General features: G+C 60.8%; 20 protein-coding genes. 6 read left to right on the top strand and 14 right to left on the bottom strand.

The annotated features are described in order from the left end of the window. Position 1: 1 nt before the first annotated feature. The 7 genes from FHX03_RS13880 to FHX03_RS13850 form a co-directional block, all read right to left on the bottom strand. On the bottom strand, positions 2-703 hold the full coding sequence (locus FHX03_RS13880) for a ribulose-phosphate 3-epimerase (protein ID WP_097627974.1): 702 nt from the start codon (positions 701-703) through the stop codon (positions 2-4). 4 nt (positions 704-707) lie between these two features. Further along, the gene (locus FHX03_RS13875) at positions 708-1,517 is read right to left on the bottom strand and encodes an alpha/beta fold hydrolase (protein WP_097627975.1); all 810 of its coding nucleotides are present in this window, start codon (positions 1,515-1,517) and stop codon (positions 708-710) included. Then, on the bottom strand, positions 1,514-2,359 hold the full coding sequence (locus FHX03_RS13870; protein WP_183854111.1) for a sugar phosphate isomerase/epimerase family protein: 846 nt from the start codon (positions 2,357-2,359) through the stop codon (positions 1,514-1,516). Before FHX03_RS13870 ends, FHX03_RS13875 begins: the two co-directional genes overlap by 4 nt. Continuing rightward, the gene (locus FHX03_RS13865; protein ID WP_097627977.1) at positions 2,359-3,435 is read right to left on the bottom strand and encodes a Gfo/Idh/MocA family protein; all 1,077 of its coding nucleotides are present in this window, start codon (positions 3,433-3,435) and stop codon (positions 2,359-2,361) included. The genes FHX03_RS13870 and FHX03_RS13865 overlap by 1 nt, the downstream gene beginning before the upstream one ends. 54 nt (positions 3,436-3,489) lie before the next feature. Next, a complete protein-coding gene (locus tag FHX03_RS13860; RefSeq protein ID WP_183854110.1) occupies positions 3,490-4,635 on the bottom strand; it encodes an ABC transporter ATP-binding protein in 1,146 nt (381 codons plus the stop codon). A gap of 328 nt (positions 4,636-4,963) precedes the next feature. Continuing rightward, entirely contained in the window at positions 4,964-5,905 is a 942-nt protein-coding gene (locus FHX03_RS13855) for a PfkB family carbohydrate kinase (protein ID WP_183779697.1), read from the bottom strand. A gap of 3 nt (positions 5,906-5,908) precedes the next feature. Then, positions 5,909-6,709 carry a class I fructose-bisphosphate aldolase gene (locus tag FHX03_RS13850; protein WP_064844122.1) on the bottom strand — a complete coding sequence of 267 codons (801 nt, stop codon included), beginning with the start codon at positions 6,707-6,709 and terminating at the stop codon, positions 5,909-5,911. A 247-nt stretch (positions 6,710-6,956) separates the two neighbouring features. On the opposite strand from FHX03_RS13850, the gene FHX03_RS13845 reads away from it, so the two are divergent. Further along, entirely contained in the window at positions 6,957-7,718 is a 762-nt protein-coding gene (locus FHX03_RS13845) for a DeoR/GlpR family DNA-binding transcription regulator (RefSeq protein WP_097628134.1), read from the top strand. An 88-nt stretch (positions 7,719-7,806) separates the two neighbouring features. Here FHX03_RS13845 and FHX03_RS13840 read toward each other — a convergent pair whose 3' ends face one another. Then, the gene (locus FHX03_RS13840) at positions 7,807-8,625 is read right to left on the bottom strand and encodes a sugar phosphate isomerase/epimerase family protein (RefSeq protein WP_097627980.1); all 819 of its coding nucleotides are present in this window, start codon (positions 8,623-8,625) and stop codon (positions 7,807-7,809) included. A 227-nt stretch (positions 8,626-8,852) separates the two neighbouring features. On the opposite strand from FHX03_RS13840, the gene FHX03_RS13835 reads away from it, so the two are divergent. After that, entirely contained in the window at positions 8,853-9,989 is a 1,137-nt protein-coding gene (locus FHX03_RS13835) for a Gfo/Idh/MocA family protein (protein ID WP_183854108.1), read from the top strand. Further along, positions 9,986-10,939, top strand: a complete 954-nt coding sequence (locus tag FHX03_RS13830; RefSeq protein ID WP_183854107.1) for an alpha/beta hydrolase — start codon at positions 9,986-9,988, stop codon at positions 10,937-10,939. Before FHX03_RS13835 ends, FHX03_RS13830 begins: the two co-directional genes overlap by 4 nt. Before the next feature lie 2 nt (positions 10,940-10,941). Here FHX03_RS13830 and FHX03_RS13825 read toward each other — a convergent pair whose 3' ends face one another. Next, a complete protein-coding gene (locus FHX03_RS13825; protein WP_054185277.1) occupies positions 10,942-11,976 on the bottom strand; it encodes a LacI family DNA-binding transcriptional regulator in 1,035 nt (344 codons plus the stop codon). 373 nt (positions 11,977-12,349) lie between these two features. Between FHX03_RS13825 and FHX03_RS13820 the strand changes: the two genes are divergently transcribed. From FHX03_RS13820 to FHX03_RS13810, 3 genes are all read left to right on the top strand, one after another. Further along, positions 12,350-13,597 (top strand): ABC transporter substrate-binding protein, encoded by a 1,248-nt coding sequence (locus tag FHX03_RS13820; protein WP_097627983.1) that lies wholly within the window; start codon positions 12,350-12,352, stop codon positions 13,595-13,597. A 152-nt stretch (positions 13,598-13,749) separates the two neighbouring features. Continuing rightward, entirely contained in the window at positions 13,750-14,688 is a 939-nt protein-coding gene (locus FHX03_RS13815; protein ID WP_097627984.1) for a carbohydrate ABC transporter permease, read from the top strand. A gap of 5 nt (positions 14,689-14,693) precedes the next feature. Continuing rightward, on the top strand, positions 14,694-15,539 hold the full coding sequence (locus tag FHX03_RS13810) for a carbohydrate ABC transporter permease (RefSeq protein ID WP_097627985.1): 846 nt from the start codon (positions 14,694-14,696) through the stop codon (positions 15,537-15,539). 41 nt (positions 15,540-15,580) lie between these two features. Here the strand turns inward: FHX03_RS13810 and FHX03_RS13805 are convergent, their stop codons facing one another. The 5 genes from FHX03_RS13805 to ugpE are packed head-to-tail and all read right to left on the bottom strand — an operon-like array spanning position 15,581 to position 19,868. Further along, positions 15,581-16,378 (bottom strand): HAD-IIB family hydrolase, encoded by a 798-nt coding sequence (locus tag FHX03_RS13805; protein ID WP_097627986.1) that lies wholly within the window; start codon positions 16,376-16,378, stop codon positions 15,581-15,583. After that, complete coding sequence (locus tag FHX03_RS13800; RefSeq protein ID WP_088935962.1) at positions 16,375-17,160, bottom strand: DeoR/GlpR family DNA-binding transcription regulator; 786 nt, start codon at positions 17,158-17,160, stop codon at positions 16,375-16,377. The genes FHX03_RS13805 and FHX03_RS13800 overlap by 4 nt, the downstream gene beginning before the upstream one ends. A gap of 9 nt (positions 17,161-17,169) precedes the next feature. After that, complete coding sequence (locus tag FHX03_RS13795) at positions 17,170-17,919, bottom strand: glycerophosphoryl diester phosphodiesterase (protein ID WP_097627987.1); 750 nt, start codon at positions 17,917-17,919, stop codon at positions 17,170-17,172. Positions 17,920-17,971: 52 nt separating this feature from the next. Then, the gene (locus FHX03_RS13790) at positions 17,972-19,018 is read right to left on the bottom strand and encodes a sn-glycerol-3-phosphate import ATP-binding protein UgpC (protein WP_064844152.1); all 1,047 of its coding nucleotides are present in this window, start codon (positions 19,016-19,018) and stop codon (positions 17,972-17,974) included. A 1-nt stretch (position 19,019) separates the two neighbouring features. Further along, positions 19,020-19,868 (bottom strand): sn-glycerol-3-phosphate ABC transporter permease UgpE, encoded by an 849-nt coding sequence (gene ugpE, locus FHX03_RS13785; RefSeq protein WP_097627988.1) that lies wholly within the window; start codon positions 19,866-19,868, stop codon positions 19,020-19,022. Position 19,869 lies beyond the last annotated feature (1 nt).

The following is a 19,869-nucleotide window of genomic DNA, read 5'->3' as shown; positions in this document are numbered from 1 at the left end:
GTTAGAGCGCGCGCATCCATGCCATTCGCTCATCGAGCGACGGCGCATTGAAAGCCAGGGAACCGAGAACCACCGTTTCCGCGCCGGATTGGCGCAAGAGAGGCACAGTGTGCTCGCGAATGCCGCCATCGGCCGCCAGCACGATCCGATCGGCCGCACCGCAGCCGGCGATGATCCGCTTTGCCTGTTGAAGCCGGGCGCCGGCCTTCTCGTCGAGGCCCTGGCCCTTTACGCCGATCGCCGTGCCAAGCAGCGTCACGAAACGCAGCCGGGAAGCGTATCTCTCGATCCGCTCGACCGGGGTATCGACCTTGAGAACCATGCCGGCTGCGACACCGCGGCGATCGAGAAGATCGAGAGCCTCGTTCGCGACGCTTTCGTTTTCGACATGAAGACTGATCAGGTCGCTGCCGGCATCGGCGAACTGCTCGATCTGCGACAGGATGATGCTATCGGCAACCATCAAGTGAACATGGATGGGGCGCGTGGAGACTTTGCGCACGCCGGCCACGAGATCGGGGAAAAACAACATCGCCGGCGCGAAATGGCCATCGGCGACATCGATATGGAGGATGTCGACATGAGGATCGACACGTCCGAGATCATCGGCGAGACGCATGAGATCGGCCGACCAGACGGAGAATTCGGCAATCAGCCGATCCTTCGGAAGATCGTCGATCCAGGTCTTGGAGGGGGTAGGCATCGTTTCAAAGCTCCTTCAGAAAGTTGCCGACGGCAAGCCGAAAGTCGGCGACATATTGCGGACGGCTCTCGGTTTTCGGCGTGATCTGCACGAAACGCGCGCCGGCAATCCGCGCGGCAAGAGCGCGTGCGTGACCAAGAGGATGAATGCTGTCGCGATCATGGCCGATGACCAGCGTCGGAAGGGCGAGATTGCCGACTTCATCATCGGTCACATCAGGACCATCGTTGGAAATCCTGGTCAGCATTTCGGCGGTCACATCCAGAGGCGTGCGCGAGAAAAAGCCGGCAAGCGAGGCCAGATTGTCCGGCGCCTCGGCGGCGAGCCGCACGCCTATCGGTCCTGCCAGGAACGTGGTCTTTGCCTCGCCCAGTGGCAGAGTTTTCATAAGCCGCCCGACTTCGGCATTGGGCGCCATATTCTCCGGCGCGGGTGCCGTCAGCCAGGCCGGCCTTGCGATGATCAGAGCCTTGACGAGATCGGGCCGCTTGACCGCGAGACGCAAGGCGATCGCCGCACCCATCGAGATGCCGCCGATCATGATCGGCGGCGTAAGGTTCTTCTCGATATAGGCGGCGATATCATCGCAGAAGGTCGCGATCGACAACCGCTCCAGATTGCCGGCTTGGGAGTGTCCGTGGCCGCGCGCTTCGATCGTAACCCGGCGAAACCCCGCGTCGAGCGGAAAGACTTCATCGGTCTGCGCCGCGTCTCCGCATAGGCCATGCTGGAATATGACAGACGCACCCTCGCCCGCCATATCCACATTGAGAGTGACCCCGTCGCTAGTTTCGAACGGTTGAACCCGTCTCATCTTCCTGCCCCCGCAGAATGACCATTGAGGATATTCTTCAGGAAGGCCGCTACACCGGCCGCCTCCGAGGCCGAAAGACCATGCGTGACGAGACTGCCGTTAAAACCAATCGCCTTGAGACGGCCGAGATAATGCGTGTAGTCGAGGACACCCTTGCCGGCGGTCGCGAAACTACCGTCCGGATTGCGGTCTTTCGCATGCGCCATGACGATCCGATCGGCCAGAAGGTCGATGGCGGAAGACACGATGCTCCGCTGCTCATCCAGCGTCGCGACCTCGAAGAGATTGGCCGGATCGAGCACGATCTTGATGCGGGGGCTCTTCAGTGCCGTGATCAGCCGATGGGCTTTCTCAGCCGAGTCGACGACATTGGCAAGCTCGGGCTCGATGCCGAGATCGACCTCGTAGCGCTCGGCGATCTCGATGGCCGCCCCCATGGCCTCGAGGAGATCCTGCCAGGCCTCCGGCGTATTGTTGTCGGCATGCGCCGTCCACTGATCGATGGGGTCGCGTGTGCCGGTGCAGAGCGTGATCAAGGTCGTCGACATGCCGGCGCTGCGCTCGGCCAGAGTCGCCAAGTTGCGAAGGCCGGCCTCGCGAACGGCAGGATCCGGGTGGATCATGTTGAAGGTGCCGGAAACGGCGACAATCTCGACGCCGCTCTCGCGCGCCGCTTCGGCAACCGAACGGGCCTGGGCTTCCGTGATGATCTTCGGCATCGGCGGAAGGCCGGAGCAGGCCATATTGTATTGCGCGCAGGTGAACCCGGCCGCGGCGACCGAGTTGAGAACGGTTACCGGTTCCGTTCCCTCGAAGGTCTTTGCGAAGATGCCGAGCTTCATCACACGCCACCCGTGACATCAGCCAGCGCGACCGGTTTGCCGCTTTCGGCAGAACGCGCGACGGCGACCATAGCCCGGACGGAGGCCAGGCCATCATCGATGTCGGCACCTTCCATCACTGCGCCATCCAGAATGGTGCGGGCGAAGCCTTCGACCTGACGGCGATAAAAATGACCGTCGGCGCCGAGAACGCGATGGGTCGCGCCGTCGGCTTCCCGGAAAATGTCGACTTCGCTGGTCTTGTAGTACCAGGGGTTATAGGTCTTGCCCAAAATGCTGCCGTTCTTACCATAGATCTGGAAACCTTCGTGCCAGTCCATGCGCACCTGGACGGTGAGATCGAGATGGCCGAGCGTGCCGGAGGCAAACTCCACATCGACGAACCAGCACCAGATGCCGGCCCGCTCGGACAGGCGCGCGGTGACGGCAACGATGTCGCCGGCAAAATAACGCGCCGTGTCGATCAGGTGGCAGCCATGCGCCAGCATGTAGTAGCGGCGCAGGTCGGCTTTCGGATTGGCAGCGGGCTTTCGCGCATTGGCGCTTGAAACGATCAGCGGCTGGACCGCATCGGTCATCGGATAGCGGTGGGTGCTGTCGCAATACCACGCCTTCAACGCAACCATCTCGCCCATCTCGTCGCGGATGAAGGATTTCGCCGCCTGAAGCCCGGCGTCGAAACGCTTCATATGCCCGACCTGAAACACCTTTCCCGACGTCTCGACTTCAGCCTTCAATTCAAGGCACTCTTCGACGGTGACACCGACGGGTTTCTCGCACAGCACATGCTTGCCCGCCTGAAGGGCGCGGATCGAGGCCGGAACGTGAAAGGCATCGGCGGTGGCGATGATCACGGCATCAAGGTCGGGGTCGGCCAGCATCCTGTCATAGTCGTCGTAGGTTTTTTCCGCTCCATGGGTGATCGCCATTCGTTCGCGGAGATCCGCGGCGACGTCGCAGATCGCATGGAGATCGGCATTCACAGCCTTCGTGCAGCTCTCGAAGTGCGCCGCCTGGGCAATCTGGCCGGCCCCCAATACGCCGATGCGAAGGCGCCGTTCCTGTTTTGCTGGCATCGATAACCCCCTCTAGGTCGGATGTTGAAGATGAACGCCGGTTTCGTCTTCGCTTCACAGCGCCACATGGGTTTGAGGATGGAAAAAATGAAGTTTCGCCGGATCGATTGCCAGATTGATCGATTGGCCTGCCTCGACCGTACTGACAGCTTCGAAGCGGGCGACGGCGTTGGCCGCACCGCTTAGGTCTTCGACGGCGTCGGGGTCGCCCGAGTCGATCCGAACTGCGTCGATTTTCAAATGCACGATCAACTCGGAGCCAAGCTCCTCGATCGATTTGACGACGACCGGGATCGTCGGATGGGAGGACCCGGACGGCAACCGGCTGTCGTAGAGGTCCTCCGGCCGAACGCCGAAGATCAGCGCCTTTCCCTCGAAGGCGGAAAGGCCGGGAGCCCGCTCGAAGGCGCCGTCGGACAACGGGATGGAGAAGCCCGGCAGATGGATCCGCATGCCCTCCAGACGCCCTTCGAACAGGTTCATCGACGGCGAGCCGATGAAGCCTGCGACAAACGCATTGACCGGGCGGTGATAGAGGGCCTTGGGCGCATCCACCTGCTGAAGCACGCCGCCCTTCAGCACCGCGACGCGATCGCCCATGGTCAGGGCTTCGGTCTGGTCGTGCGTCACGTAAATCGTCGTCACCCCCAACTGCCGCTGCAGGCTTGCGATTTCGGCGCGCATCTGAACACGCAGCTTGGCATCGAGGTTGGAGAGCGGCTCATCCATCAGGAATGCCGCGGGCTCACGGACCATGGCGCGGCCCATCGCAACACGCTGGCGCTGGCCGCCGGAAAGCTGGGCGGGCTTGTTGCCGAGCAGGCTTTCCAGCTGCAGTATCTTGGCAATCTCGTGAACGCGCTTGGTTCGCTCGGCCTTGGTCTTTCCGGCCAGCTTCATCGAAAAGGCAATGTTGTCGAACACCGTCATGTGCGGATAAAGCGCATAGCTCTGGAAAACCATGGCAATGTCGCGGTCCTTGGGCGCAAGATCGACGACATCCTGACCGCCGATGCTCAAGGTTCCACTGCTGATTTCCTCAAGCCCGGCAATCATGCGGAGCGCAGTCGATTTTCCGCATCCGGACGGACCGACCAGAATCAGAAACTCGCCGTCATGGATCGTCAGGCTTAGATCCTTGATCGCATGGTAGCTGTTTCCATAGGTCTTGCAGATTTTATCCAGTACAACCACAGCCACGTCTCATCCTCCCGTGTCACACCGCTCACGTTTCGACCGGCGCTCTTCCCGCCACCTCCGAGCCTTTCGACAAGAAAGCTCAGGCCTGAGCTTCAATGTCAACAAAAGAATCGATCGCATTCCGCGCGCACCTTGTCGGGTATCTCACCGTATCCATTTGAAATATATCACGTTTGATCCGAAAAATAGAATTATTATGCGCGCTAAAATATTTTTACGCGCGTAACTTTTATGGCCAGCGCGGTCGCCGTTAAGGACCTTTAAACCCTGCGATCAAGATGTTGTTTTGCTCAGGCGGCCCACAAATTCGACACCGACCAGTTGCACGCTAATCGTGGCATCCCGGAATCGGGCGCGGCACCGGCGCATTTTCCCCCGCCATCCATGCCAGGCAGGTCCGGTTGTCCGGCAGGCCCCGGCGCCCTCCGCGTGCGGTCACGGAAATGGCAGCCGCCGCTGTGGCATAGGCTACACAATCAAGCGGGGTTTTGCCCTCGGCAAGGGCAAGAGCGTAGGCCCCATGAAAACAGTCGCCGGCGCCGGTCGTGTCGACCGCCTGGACCTGATAGGCCGGCAAAAGCCAGCGGGTGGGATCGCCTTTCTGGCGGAGGCAGGTTCCTCGTTCGCCATCGGTCAGCACGACAGCGGACCGCTCCGCTGACCAGAGCTTCTCCAGGATGATCGTTGGATCATCTTCACCGGTGTACTCTCTGGCGAAAGCGAGTGGCAGCACCAGATGGTCGGCGAAGGCGAGGAGCCCGTCCGTCGCGGCACCCACCGTCCATTCGATATCGGCTATCACGGCAAGCCCGAGTGCTCGCGCCCGCGCCACGACGCTTTCCGAATGCGTGGCATAACCGTCGATCAGCAGGACTGGGGCCCGCATCAAAACGTCATCGGGCAGCGCATCGGATGTTCCGTGCAGCACATCGTCGTCATAGGCTATGAACCGGTCGCCGTTAGGAGCGACGGTGATCACGGAGCGGATCGGCGCGGCAGCGGCGTGGCGGGGCGCCAGGGATATGTCGACGCCCTCACGCTCGAGTTCGGCGCCGGCCGGATCGGTCGCAGCATCCTCGCCGAGCCAGCCGATAAAGCCGGCGCGCCCGCCAAGCCGAGCGACGGCAACAAGGGCCGTCGCAACATTGCCGCCATGGTCCGTGGCCCGTTTCGTCACCTTCCCCTTGCCGGCCGAAAGCCCGCGATCGACATAGATAATGTCATCGATGGCAAGGGCGCCGAAGCCTAGAACCTGGAGCGGGCGCGACACGTCTCAAGCACCGGCGGCCGCCAGCGCTTCCTCCGGCGCCATGCCATTGTGAATAACGAATTTGAAGGCGCGCGCGGCCATGGTCGTATCGCCGTGACCCCAGAGGTTACGGCCGACGACCGCGCCCTTGGCGCCGGCGCGCAAGGCTTCCGATGTCTGGACGAGCGCGCCGAGCAGCGTATCGGTCTTCGGGCCGCCGGCAATCACCACCGGAATCGGGCAGGTCGCGACGGTCTCGCGGAAGGATTCGAAATCCCCGGTGTAGCCGACCTTGATCACGTCGACGCCGGCTTCGAAACCGATGCGCACCGCATAGGCGATCTCATCCGGGGTGAACACGATCTTGCCGCCGTCGGAGAAATCACGGGGATAGACATGGGCGACGACCGGCATTTCGAAGCGGGCGGCAGCGTTGACCGTGTCGGTCAGCCAGCGGATATACTCTCCTTCGGTGGCGCCGCGCACCGGAATGGCGACGGCCAGCGCGTCCGCACCATAACGCACCGCGTCTTCCGGAGTGGCGATGAGTTGGCGAATCCGGTCGTCGGCGGTGAAGCAGCCGCCCTGAATGACGAGGGCGGCCTTTCCGGCATAATCCGACCAGAGGTGGCGCGCCGCGCCGGGCTGGATGCTGATGTAGTCGGGGCCTCCCGCCATCACGCGTCTGAGCGCGCCCGGCAGATCGGCAAGCCCGCCCTCGCGAACATTGCCATAACCGACAAAATGATCGACCGCGCCCCCAAACAAATGCCCCGATGGGTTTGAGAACAGGCGTGCGAGGCGGACTTTCGTTCCGAGACCCATGGCGATGCTTCCTTTGCGATTGCGGCGTCGAAAATGCCGGCGGCGTTGTTGAAAAACCCTAACTCGAAAACAAACAAATGTTCAATATTTCGAATTCTTTCGTTTTCACGCGGAAAGAGAATTTTTGACGTGCATTTTTTGCTGCTGAAGGCTATTTATGCAGCATAAGCCGCAGCATCAGGCGGTTGTCTTTCGTTTTTCAAAAGTCGCCTTATCACAACGAGGCGCGCCGCAGCCGGGATCGAACATGCTTGCAGAACAGAGGCGGCAGCAGATCATGCTGGAACTTCAACGAGTCGGTCAGGCCCGCACCCGCCAGCTCGCGGAATTCTTTGAGGTTTCGGAAGTCACGATCCGCTCCGATCTCGAAATCATGGACGCGAAGAAGCAGCTGATCAAAACGCATGGCGGAGCAATCGCCCTGCCGTCCGACTCGCCGGCCGCAGCCTTCGAGGAGCGCATGCAGCGCAATTTCGATGCGAAGCGGCGCATTGCTCAGGTGGCAGCGCGGCAGATCATCGACAACCAGTCGATCGTCTTCGACAGCGGCTCGACGCTGCTGCAGGTGGCCATGCAGATGCCGCCGGTCAACAACGTCGTGGTGGCGACGACGGCGATGAACATCGCCCAGCATCTGATGTACCGGCCGGGGCTCGACGTCCACATGATTGGCGGCCGGGTGTTTCCCAGCACCGTCAGCACGATCGTCTCGGATTCCGACAAGGCGGTCGGCGGGCTCGTCGCCCACCAGGCCTTCGTCAGCGCCCATGCGATCGATCAGGCCTTCGACGTCGTCGATGTCTCCGAGGATATTGCGCGGACCAAGCGCAACCTGGTTCGCATGGCCCGGCGCGTCGTGCTGGTGGCGGATTCGAGCAAGTTCGATATCGGCGCCTCCTCGAAAGCCTTCTCGCTGTCGCGCGTCGACCTGATCATCACCGACAGCAACATGCCGCACAGCATCCGCCACCGGCTGGAGAAACTCGGCGTGGAGGTCCGTTACGCGTGATCTTCAGCCTCTCTCTTCACGGGAGAAGCGAGCCGGGAGAGGCTTTGCCGCGGCTCTATGGCGCTCGGCGCCAGGGGGACGAGATCGGCTAAAACCCCAGTCGTCGAAGCGTCTCGCGATTCTTGCGAACGGCGGCGGCAGGATCGGTTCCGGCATGGCCCGACTCTTCCTCCACCACGATCCAGCCGGTAAACTCCGGCGCCGCCCGAACTGCCGAAATCACGGCGGGCACGTGGCAGACGCCTTCGCCGAGCATCGCCCAGATCCCGCCGGCGTCGACATCCTTCAGATGCACGTAGCGGATACGGTCCCGGTAGGCCGAAAGCGTATCGCCGATCTCCTGGCCGCCCCGCAGGATATGGCCGGTATCCGGCACCCAACCCACGCGTGGTTCCAGGAGAGCAAACAGCCGGTCATAGTCGGCTCTGGTGAAGAGCAGCGTATTGTGGTGCGAGGAAGGGTGGACGGCGACGGCGACGCCGGCCGACCGTCCGATCTCGGTCGCGCGATTATAGCACTCCGCCGCGATGGCGAACTTGTCCTCGCGCGGCCCATCCGAAACGACTGTGGCCGATCCCATCGAGACCATCGCACCGGGAAAATTCGCCGCGAAATCCACCCATCGCCGGGCCGTCTCCAGATCGGAAGCGATCTTTTCCGTCACCGTGAAACCGCTGGCGGAGCCGAAGGCAAAGGAAACCAGTGTCAAACCGGCCTCCGCAAGCGTCCGGGCAAAGTCGACAGGCTTAAGCGCGTAGTGACCGATCATCGTGTCGGTGATTTCGAGACCGGCATATCCGCCATCGGCGATGGCGCGCACCAGATCGTCCGGCCCGCCGCTCCACCCCTTGCCCAGCATCTCCCAAGTGAATGTCTGGCAGCCGATCTTCAGCGCAGCATCGTGCATAACTTGGTCCTGACCTATTCGTTGATGACAACCGAAATCGAAGGAGCTCCACGCAGGCGATCATCGCGGCCCTACGAAGGGCTTTGCCTCCGGGAATTGCGACGCTTCCCAACGTCTTGTCATTTCGTAGGGGAAAATGTTAGCGTGCGTCAACATAATTTATTGCTCGCGAATTCAACGTGCATCCGCGGCACTCCGCGCTTGGAACGGCAAGGTCAGGTTCTTCAATGGCACAGACACTCAGGATCGGCGTTGTGGGATGCGGCAGCATTTCGCTCGCCTATATGCGCAACGCGCCGCTGTTTCGCGGCGTCGAAATCACCGCCTGTGCGGACATCAATGCAGACGCCGCCAGGCGCCGTGCAGCCGAGTTCAACCTGCGGGCAGCAGAGGTCGATGCCCTTATCGACGACAGGAATATCGACCTGATCCTCAACCTGACGATCCCGACCGCGCATTTCGACGTGTCGATGCGGGCGCTGTCGGCGGGCAAACATGTGTTCACCGAAAAGCCGCTCGGCGTCACGGCCGCGGAAGGCCGCCTGCTGGTGGGCGCTGCTGCCGAAAAGGATCTCATGCTCGGTTCGGCCCCGGACACCTTCCTGGGAGCGGCCGGACGCTATGCCCGGCGGCAGATGGAAGCCGGCGCCATCGGCAGGCCGGTGACGGGAACAGCCTTCATGATGGGCCGCGGCATGGAGCATTGGCATCCGGACCCCGGCTTCTACTACCAGGCCGGCGCAGGCCCGGTGATGGACATGGGCCCCTATTATCTGACGATGATGGTCAATCTGATGGGGCCGATCCGCCGTGTGCAGGCCGTCGCCACAAGCGGGCAGGAAGAGCGGCTCATTACCGCCGAAGGGCCGAAACAGGGCACCACGTTCAAAGTCGGCACACCGACCAGCGTGCTTTCGCTGCTGGAATTCGATTGCGGCGCCACGGTTACCTTTGGCACTTCCTGGGACGTCTTCCGCCATTCCAACCACCCCATCGAACTGCATGGCACCGAAGGCTCGCTGCGCCTGCCCGACCCCGACAATTTCGGCGGCCGCATTGCGCTCTCCAACCGTGGCGCGCCTTGGGAGGAAACCGATACGTCAGTCGCACTCTTCGGTGCCGTCAACTGGCCGATCGCGGCACCGGACCGCGCCAATTATCGCATGCTTGGCCTTGCCGAGCTCGCCCGCGCCATCATCGAAGGCCGAGCGCCACGTGCTTCAGGCGATCTCGCGCTGCATGTGCTCGATGTCATGGAAGCAATCCTCCGGGCAGGTGAAACCGGTGTCGCCCAGACCATTCCGGATACTGTCGCCCAGCCAAGCGAATTGCGGGAAGACGAAGCAAGGAGCCTGCTCGCATGACGCAACTGGATGAATCCGCAAGACGCGCACTGGCCTGGCCCGGCGAGTCGCAGGAGCCGGTGGAAAGCTGTACGCCGGCGCTGGCGCGGCAACAGTATCTGGACGGTTTCGCAGATATCCAGTGGCCGCTCGAGGATGTGGCGGAGATCCTGGAAAGACATGTCGGCGCAACCCGTTTGAAGATCTGGCGCGGCCGCGCCGCGCCGCGCCAGCAGGCCCCCGCCTTGCTGTATCTTCATGGCGGCGGCTTTGTAATCGGCGCGCCTGAAACCCATGAGGACATCTGCCGGAGCCTTGCCAATATGGCTGGCGCCGTCGTGGTTTCGCCCGACTATCGCCTCGCCCCGGAACATCCATTTCCGGCAGCGATCGAGGACTGTGCGGCCACGCTCATCTGGATGAGGGATCAGGCTGATGCACTCGGCATCGATCCGGCACGAATTGTCGTTGGCGGCGACAGCGCCGGCGGAAATCTCGCCGCTGTCATCGCTCTTCTGGCGCGGGACGGACAGGTGCCTGCCGTCATCGGCCAGGTGCTAATCTATCCGGTGACCGACCAGTTGCAGGCAACCGACAGCTATTTGCGTTACGCAGAAGACTTCGGCCTGACGGCAGCGGCGATGCGATGGTTCCGCGACCACTATTTGCCGGACACCGCAAGCGGGTCCGACTGGCGAGCCTCGCCGCTGCGGGCGGCGTCGCTGGCGGGCGTGGCGCCCGCCGTCGTCATCCTTGCCGGTCACGACGTGCTTTTCGACGAAGGAGCCCTCTATGCCGAGCGGCTCAGTTCGGAAGCCCAGGCGACAAGCCGGACATGGCCCGGACAGATCCATGGCTTCGTCTCGAAGCGGCGGGCCATTCCGGAGGCCCAGGAGGCTCTTGAAGCCATTGCAACGGCATGGCGCGCCATGGACCCTGCGCTGGCCCGTTCAGCTGCAACCGACGACTGATCTCAAGCCGAGTCGCGCATCACCAGCGTCGCTTCCAGGATCACCCTGTTCGTTGAAGGGGTAGTCCCCTCGTCCTCGCTTTCAATATGAGAAAGCAACAGTTCCACGGACTTTGCCGCGATCTCCGGTGCGTTCTGGGCCATCGTCGTCAGCGACGGGCAGGTATATCGGCTGAGCGGGTGGTCGTCGTGCCCGGCAATCCGCACATCGCAGCCGTCGCTGCGGCCGATTTTCAGGCCGGATGCGAAGGCCGCCGCCATGGCGCCGAAAGCGAAGCGGTCGTTGGCGCAGAGCAGAGTTTTGCCCGGTAGGCCGCCACGCGCGAGAATCCTCTGCATCTGCTCGTATCCGAGGCGCTCGAACTCCCAGGACGGCGGTGCGTCGCAATCGATGACCAGCGGCGAATGCCCTTCCCTTGTCATGGTCGCACGGTAGCTCGCCTGCCGCTCGCCGGCGTTTTCCGTCAGATGCGGAATTTCCAGGAATATCGGCGGCTCACCGGACCGGCAGAGATATTGCACAATGGCTGCCATGCTTTGGGCGTTGTCGTTGCCGACGTAAGGAAGATCGCCGCTGGCAGGATTGTCGAAGCAGACGACAGGGATCGCGTCTTTCAGCCTTTCCAGCGCGGAGCGGCGCGAACCGGCCCCGAGCGGCGCCACGATCGCGCCGGCCACCTTCAGCGACAGCAAGGTCCGCACCGCCTCCGCCTCCAGTTCCGGCCGCGTGTGCGACGAGATCTGGACCGGCCAAAATCCTTTGTCGCGCAACTCGAGCTCGATCAGCGACACGACCTGCACATAAAAGGGGTCCGACATGGTCGGGACCAGGATCCCGATATTCCTGGTCCGTTTGCGATTGAGATGCCGCGCGAAAAGGTTCGGCTCGAAATTCGACTTCTTGAGAGCCGCCTCGATACGTTTGCGTGTCACCTCTTTAATCTGCGAGGGATCATTGAAATATTTCGACAGCGTCGGACGCGACACGCCGGAGGCGGTCGCGAAATCATCCATCGATTTATAACTCTTCTTGGCCATTCAGTTCCTTAACGACGGGATGATCACGCTGGATCTATTTGATAATCGCACTGGCGGCACTGCCTTTCTAAACAGGAAATAATTGCCTCCCTCCGTCTGTTCCCCTCCTATGCCGGTGGCTGAAAACTTTCATTTGTTTACGAAAGTAAAGAAAAAATGCATCACAAGCAATACAAATTCTCCGAAAAAATATCGGCCTCGATGCTTCATAATATGTTTTATTATCAAATATTTAGCAAAGGATACATCACCCATGCGGACGTCGATTTTTTTCCGCATCGCATTTCTCCATTGACAGACAGGCACCTCAGGGAACCTAATTTGCCTACGGTCTTGAGGAGGATCGATCACTGAAAATCTATGGGAGGCACAGATGAATATCAGAAAATTCAGCGTGACCATGCGGGCTGCCGTGGCGGTGTGGGCGCTTTGCGCCACCTCGGCATTCGCCGACACCACCATCGAATTCATTCAATGGTGGGAACCGGAAATGCCGTCCGGTGCACTGCGCGGCATCATGAACGATTTCGAGGCGGCAAATCCCGGCATCAAGGTGACGCTCGTCAGCGGTCCCTATGCCACGACCCGTGACCAGATCGTCGTCGGCGCCGCCTCCGGGACCTTAAGCGACGTCGTCGGCCTGGATGGCGCCTGGGTCAACGGTCTCTCCAAGCAGGGCGCGATCGCCTCCATGGACGAACTGATGGAGAAGGCGAAATACGACAAGAGCCAGATCACCGATATCGTCAAGGTCGACGGCAAGAGCGTGATGTTCCCGCTGGCATCCTTCGTCTATCCGGTCTTCGTCAACCTCGATATCGCCAAGGCGTCGGGCGTCGACAAGCTGCCGACCACGCGCACGGAATTTGCCGAAGCCGCCAAGAAGATGACCGACGCGTCAAAGAACCAGTATGGCTGGGTTCTGCCGCTATCGCTGCAGTCTCCGAGCGGAATCCAGAACGACGTGATGTCCTGGGTCTGGGCCTCCGGCGCCTCGATGATGAAGGACGGCAAGCCTGACCTCGAAAATGAGGCCGTCGTCGGCACGCTCGATTATCTGGCTTCCCTCAACAAGGAAGGCGTTATTTCTCCCGGCATTTTCGCCAAGAAGGAACAGGACAAGGTCGAGGAATTCGTCAACGGCCGCGTCGGCATGATGGTCGATTCCCTCGCCCATGTGAATCTCATCCGCGAACGCAATCCGAAGCTCAAATTCGGCATCTCCGCCTTGCCGGCCACCGACGGCTATACGGGCAAACGCGGCATGCCCTATGCATCCTGGGGCATCGGCATCAGCGAGGGCAGCAAGCACAAGGAAGAAGCCTGGAAGCTGGTGGAATATCTGATGAGCCCGGACGTCAACGGCCGCCTGGTGTCGATTGCCAACGCCTTCCCCGGCAACGTCCATGCCAAGCCGGACTTCGTGGCATCGGACCCGATCTTCGCCGAAGCTTTCAAAATCTTCCAGAGCGGCTATCCTGCCAACGAATTCGTCGGCCTTCCGGTTGCCGAAGAACTGATGCGCGACATGAACGTCGAAGTTCAGAAGATGTTCGACGGTGGCCAGTCGGCCAAGGACGCGGCTGCCAATACCGAGAAGGCCTGGCTCGCGAAGTTCTGATGCCTGTCGCCCGGAAGTGCGCAGCGGTTGCGGGATAACGAGATGCATCAAACCAAAGACTAAGCACATCACTTTCACGAGACCGCCGGCAGCGCGACGTGGCGCTGCCGGCGTAAGTCGTCAAATCTCGGCAGAATGGGAAGTCACAGCTCATGAATCATTCCGCTCCGGCTCTGGTGGTTGCGCAACTCAACGCGCGGAAAAAAAGATGGCTTCGTTACAGCACCTTGAGGAAGCTGGTGCCGTATTTCTACGTGTCGCCGGCCACCTTTTTGCTTGTTCTGCTGATGCTGTTCCCGATGGTGATGGTCTTCAAATATTCATTGATGGACGGCGCCATCATGAAAAAGGACGCTGCATTCGCAGGCGTCCAGAATTACCTGACCATCTTCGAAAATCCGGTCTTCTGGCAGTCGGTCGGCCAGACGATGTATTTCACGATCATGAGCGTCGTCTTCCACTTCATCATCGGCCTGGCCTTTGCGCTGTTGCTGAACACCAACCGCGTCGATCCGCTGATCCGGAGCATATTACGTGTGCTCTTCATCCTGCCGTGGCTGTTCACGGCCGTCATCATCGCCATCATCTGGCGCCTGCTGCTCGACCCGAACGGCGTCGTCAACAGCGTGCTGATGGCGCTCCATATCATCAACTTCAAAGTCGAGTGGTTCTCGTCGACCCACACCGCCATTCACGCCCTGACCTTTGCCAACATCTGGGCGGGTTATCCGCTTTACATGGTCAGCCTGCTCGCCGGTCTCCAGGGCATTTCGAAGGAGCTTTACGAGGCGGCCGGGATCGACGGCGCCAATGAACTGGAAAAATTCTGGTACATCACCATTCCGCAGCTGATGCCGATCATCATCAGCATCGCGCTTCTCGATTTCATCTGGACGATGCAGGTTTTTCCGCTCGTCTGGATGACGACCGGTGGCGGCCCGATCTATTCGACGGAGGTTCTGTCCACCTTCACCTACAAGCTCGCCTTCTCCCAGTATGAATTCTCTCTGGCTTCGGCGAGTGCGATGATCATCCTCATCATTTCGATGAGCGTCACCTACTTCTACATCAAACACCAGCAGCGCAGGTGACCGCCATGGCAAAGCGTTCCTTCAAAAGCTCGGCCCTGCCGACCATCCTGACCTATCTCGGGCTGGCGGTCGGCCTCGTCTTTTCGACCTTCCCGATCGTGTGGATGTTTTTCAGCTCGCTGAAATCGAACACGGAAATCTTCGCCCTTCCGCCGCGGCTTCTGCCGGAGGATTTCACCGTGGCCGCCTATCTGACAATCTTCAACGATCCGGTGAAGGTACGGTTCTTCATCAACAGCTACTTCGTCGCCGGCGTCGTCACCTGCCTGACCCTCGTCATCGCCATCCTGACTGCCTACGGCTTCAGCCGCTATTCGTTCCGCTTCAAGAACACCTTGAACATCTTCATCATCAGCACCCAGACCGTTCCGCCGATCACGCTTCTCATTCCGTATTTCGGCATGGTCGTCGCGTTCAGGATTTTCGACACCTATCTGGCACTGATCCTCACCTACATGGTCTTCACACTGCCTTACGCGGTGCTGCTGATGACGGGCTATCTCAACACCCTGCCGAAAGAGCTGGACGAGGCCGTGCTTGTCGACGGCGGCTCGAGCTGGACGGCGCTTTGGCGTGTCATCGTGCCCGTCTCCATTCCCGGGATCGTCGCCACGGCGGTCTACACGTTTCTGCTGGCGTGGAACGAATTCCTCTTCGCCCTGACGCTGACAAAGTCGATGGATCTCAGAACCGTTCCGATCGGCATCCAGCTGCTGATGGGCCAGCACGCTTTCGAATGGAATGAAATGATGGCGATGAGCGTGCTCGGCTCCCTGCCCCTGCTGGTGCTGTACCTGGTTGCCCAACGCTATTTCCTGGCGGGCATGACCGCCGGCTCGGTCAAAAGCTGAGGAGGGACCAATTCTTCTTAAGCGTTGATATCCGCCACGGCTTATTGCGAAACTTCGCCGACCGCGTGCAGGATCGAGTGGGCAATATCGGCAAAGCCAAGTCCGGCGGGCTGCGAGGAGACCCACTTGGGCGCGAATTGCAGGTGCGGCAGGACCGGGATGATATTGTTGACCCCGAAGGAATTGCGGATAAAGCCGAACATCGGCGCGTCGTTTCGAGAGTCGCCGACGAAGGCGGTCACGGTGGGCGTCTCAGTCGGATCGACACCAAACAGGCCGGTCAGAACCCGCTCGCTCATCGATCTCTTGTTGTAGTCGCCGATCCAGGTGTTGATGTGGATGGAGCTGATCGCCACCGTTCCGCCCATGGCCCTGATGCTGGACGCCAGATCCTCGACCTCGTGCGGATCGTGACCCTGTATGTCGATTGCGACATCCGCCAGCCGGAAGACCTGGTCGTGGGCGATCCTGAACGGCCTGCTCTTTTGCGTGATCAGCGCTTTGATCGCCTGCAGGTGCCGGCGTTGGCGCTCGCCCTGCAGGACGCCATCCTCCCAAAAGTCGAAGACGACGTCGCCATCCCGGCGGGTGACGCAATATGCGCCGCTTTCGCCGATGACGGCGGCCACCGGCCAGGCGCGGACGATATGTTCGCACCAGCCGGCTGAGCCGCCCGTGACCGGCACGACGGCAATGCCGGCCCGGCTGAGATCCCACAAAGCCTCAAAGGTCTGCGGCAGAAGTTTGCCCTCTGTCGTCAGGGTATCGTCGATGTCGGTGAACAGGTAGCGCACGTCCTGCAGCTCCCGCGCTGATGGCGCCAGGTCCACGTAGCTCATGTCGTCTCCTCGCTGCATGTCACCACGTCCAACCCGCTTTCGGCGAGGGCATTGGCGGCCGACGCTTCGCCGGGCAGTCGATCCGTGTAAAAACGGGTGAGTTTGCTGAATGGCGCAACCCGCACGGAGGCGGTGCGTGTCCACTTGCTGACATCTGCGGCGAGAATCTGTGTTTGTGAATTTTCAAGAAGCGCGTTGGTGATCTGGGCTTCGCTGTAGCTGAAATCCATCAGGCCGGTGAGCGGGCTCAGAGCACCTGCGCCGACCACGGCGTGGGTTGCATAGAATTTTTCGACGAACCGGATCACATCCGTGCCGACCACGTCGCGGTCATCGTGTCGCAAAAGACCGCCGGTCAAATGGACCTCGACACTCGGGGCGTCGCACAGGCTCAAGGCGACGTGAATGTTGTTGGTGATCACCGTCAGACCCTGGTGATCGCGCAGCGCGTCGGCAACGAATTGCACCGTGCTGCCGATGCCGAGAAACACGGTCGCCTCCGCCCCGATGTCGGCGGCGACGCGTTTTGCGATAAGCCGCTTGGCCCGCCGGTTGAGCTGGGCGCGGGCATTGAGCGAGATGTTGCTGCCCTCGACCGGCAGGTCGACGCCGCCGTGGAAGCGCCGCGCATGCCCCAGATCGCATAAGGCATTGATATCGCGACGAATGGTCTGCGTCGTCAAATCGTACCGACGTGCCAGCTCCTCGATGTACTGAACACCTTCGGTCTCGATCAGCGCAAGGATCTCGCGTTGCCGGCTCGATATGATCCGCTGCCCCATCGCCGCTCCTTAGGTGAGGTAGACACTGGGATCGTCTGTTATCACGCCGGTCAAACCCGCGTCCCAGAAAGATGCGAGCCGCCTTGGGTCGTTGCAGGTCCACGCCCGCACCTTGATGCCGCAACGAACGGCCTCTTCGAGAAACCCGATACTGAGAGCCTTATAGTCAAGATGGATGGTCGTTGCCGGGATCGACCGAAGGATATCCAGCCAATCCGCAGGCACCTTGCTCCACAGCATGGCGAGCTCGTAACTTGGATCGAGCGCATGCATTCCTTTCAGCGCAGCGGCATCAAAGCTCGAGATCATGATCCTGGTGTGCGGCGCCCGTGCCTTCAGATGCTGATCGACGACATTGACCAGTTGGTCGAGCGATTTGTGATGGGCATGCTGCTTGATCTCGACATTGGCGTTGAGGCCAAATTCGCCGAGGGCCGAGACGACCCGCGCCAGCGTCGGCAGCGGTTCCCCCTCGAATTGCGAGCCGAACCATGCGCCGGCGTCGATGGTCTTGAGATCCGACGCAGTGAGGTCGGCAAGATTTCCCTTTGACGATGAGCAGCGATCGATTGAAACATCGTGGATCACCACCGGGGTGCCATCGCCAAGAAGGGCGACGTCGAGTTCGACCCATTCCGCGCCTTGTTCGGCGGCTGCCCGAAAGGCAGCAATGGTATTTTCGGGCGCCACCGCAGAGGCGCCCCGATGCGCCTGAATTTCACTGCGTGGCGGGCCTGATCGCGGCTCTACGGTCGTCATCGTCTCATCTCTTTCGTCGTCTTCTGCTGGATGAAGAAATAAAAATCCCGCGTCAATCCGTGCGTTTTCCGGTATTGCTGTTAAAAGGGTGCATCGCATCAACACGGGCGAAAACGTCGATATTCGCATTCTCGGCAAAGTCCGGGCGGCCCGGCACCGTCAGGACGACTGTCCGCTGACTCTCACCCAATCGCACATGCAGGTGGCTTTCTCCGCCGATCGGCTCGAGCAACTCGACCGTCGCATTCAGGCGAACGGTCGGCTCCGCCGGCTCGGTGACGAGCAACGCGTCGGGGCGAAGGCCGACCATGTCGGTGCCGGCAGGCAATGCCAGGGTGCCTGCTCTGTCGGCGGCCCTGAGCACGTCGACCGGCACAAGGTTCATAGGCGGCGAGCCGATGAAGCTGGCGACAAACAAACTCGCCGGTCGATCGTAGACCGCCACCGGCGTGCCGACCTGTTCGACGAGGCCACCGTTCATCACGACCAGCCGGTCCGCAAGGGTCATCGCTTCAAGCTGGTCGTGGGTGACGTAGATGCTGGTGGTCTTCAGACGCCGTTGCAGCCGGCGAATTTCGACGCGCATCTGCACCCGCAACTTGGCATCGAGATTGGAGAGCGGCTCGTCGAACAGAAAGGCGGCCGGCTCGCGGACGATGGCGCGCCCCATCGCCACACGCTGGCGCTGCCCTCCGGAGAGTTCGCGAGGTTTGCGATCCAACATCGGTCCGATTTCCAGGATCTCGGCGGCCTCCGCCACGCGGCGGTTGATTTCCGCCCGTTCGGTGCCGCGGTTTTTCAAACCATATTCGAGATTTCCGCGCACGGTCATATGCGGATAAAGCGCATAGTTTTGAAAGACCATCGCAATGTCGCGGTCGGCCGGCTCCGCCTTGTTCACATTGCGGCCGGCAATCTCGACATCGCCTTCGCTGATCGTTTCCAGCCCGGCAACCATGCGAAGCAGGGTTGATTTGCCGCAGCCGGAGGGACCGACGAGCACGATCAGTTCGCCGTCTGCAACCGACAGGTTAATGCCTTTGACAGCCGGAACGGCACCATAGTTCTTCTTGACGTCGATGATATTGATCGTGGCCATTTCATTTCTCCGTTTCGACCAGGCCTTTGACAAAAAGGCGTTGCATGGCGACGATGACGAGGATGGGCGGCAGGGCGGCCAGAATGACCGCTGCCATCACGAGGTTCCAGCGCGGCTCGGCATCGGCAACCGCTGCCATGCGCTGAATTCCCATCACGACGGTATAGAAGCTCTGGTCGGTGGTGATGATGAGCGGCCAGAGATACTGGTTCCAGCCGAGCACGAAGAGGATGATGAACAGGGCGGCGATGTTGGTGATCGACAGCGGCAGCAGAATATCGCGGAAGAACTTCATCGGCCCTGCCCCGTCGACACGCGCGGCCTCCATCAATTCGTCAGGCACCGTCAGAAAGAACTGGCGAAACAGGAAGGTCGCCGTTGCCGAGGCGATCAGCGGAATGATGAGGCCGCCGTAATTGTTCAGCATCCCGAGGTCGGCGACGACCTTGTACGTTGGCACGATGCGCACCTCGACCGGCAGCATCAGCGTGATGAAAATCATCCAGAATGCCAAGGTCCGGAACGGAAACCGGAAATAGACGATGGCAAAGGCCGAAAGGATCGAGATGGCGATCTTCCCGACGGCGACGCCGACCGCCATGATCAGCGAGTTGATCATCATCGGCCCGATTGGCGGCGCTCCCGAGCTTGTCATCCCCGACGACAGCATCGTCGAATAGTTCTCGATGATGTGGCTTCCCGGGGTCAGCGGCACGACGCCCGACAAGAAGTCATTGGGCCCGTGGCTCGATGCGATGAAAGCGACGTAGACCGGAAACACAACGATTGTGACGCCGAGAATCAGCACAAGATGGGCCAGAAAATTCAGGAAAGGGCGATTTTCAACCATC

It is taken from the genome of Rhizobium sp. BK456, from assembly GCF_014194045.1.
Lineage (GTDB): Bacteria > Pseudomonadota > Alphaproteobacteria > Rhizobiales > Rhizobiaceae > Rhizobium > Rhizobium redzepovicii.
Note: the sequence above shows the minus strand (reverse complement) of the source record. Positions and strands in the feature narration are given on the sequence as shown.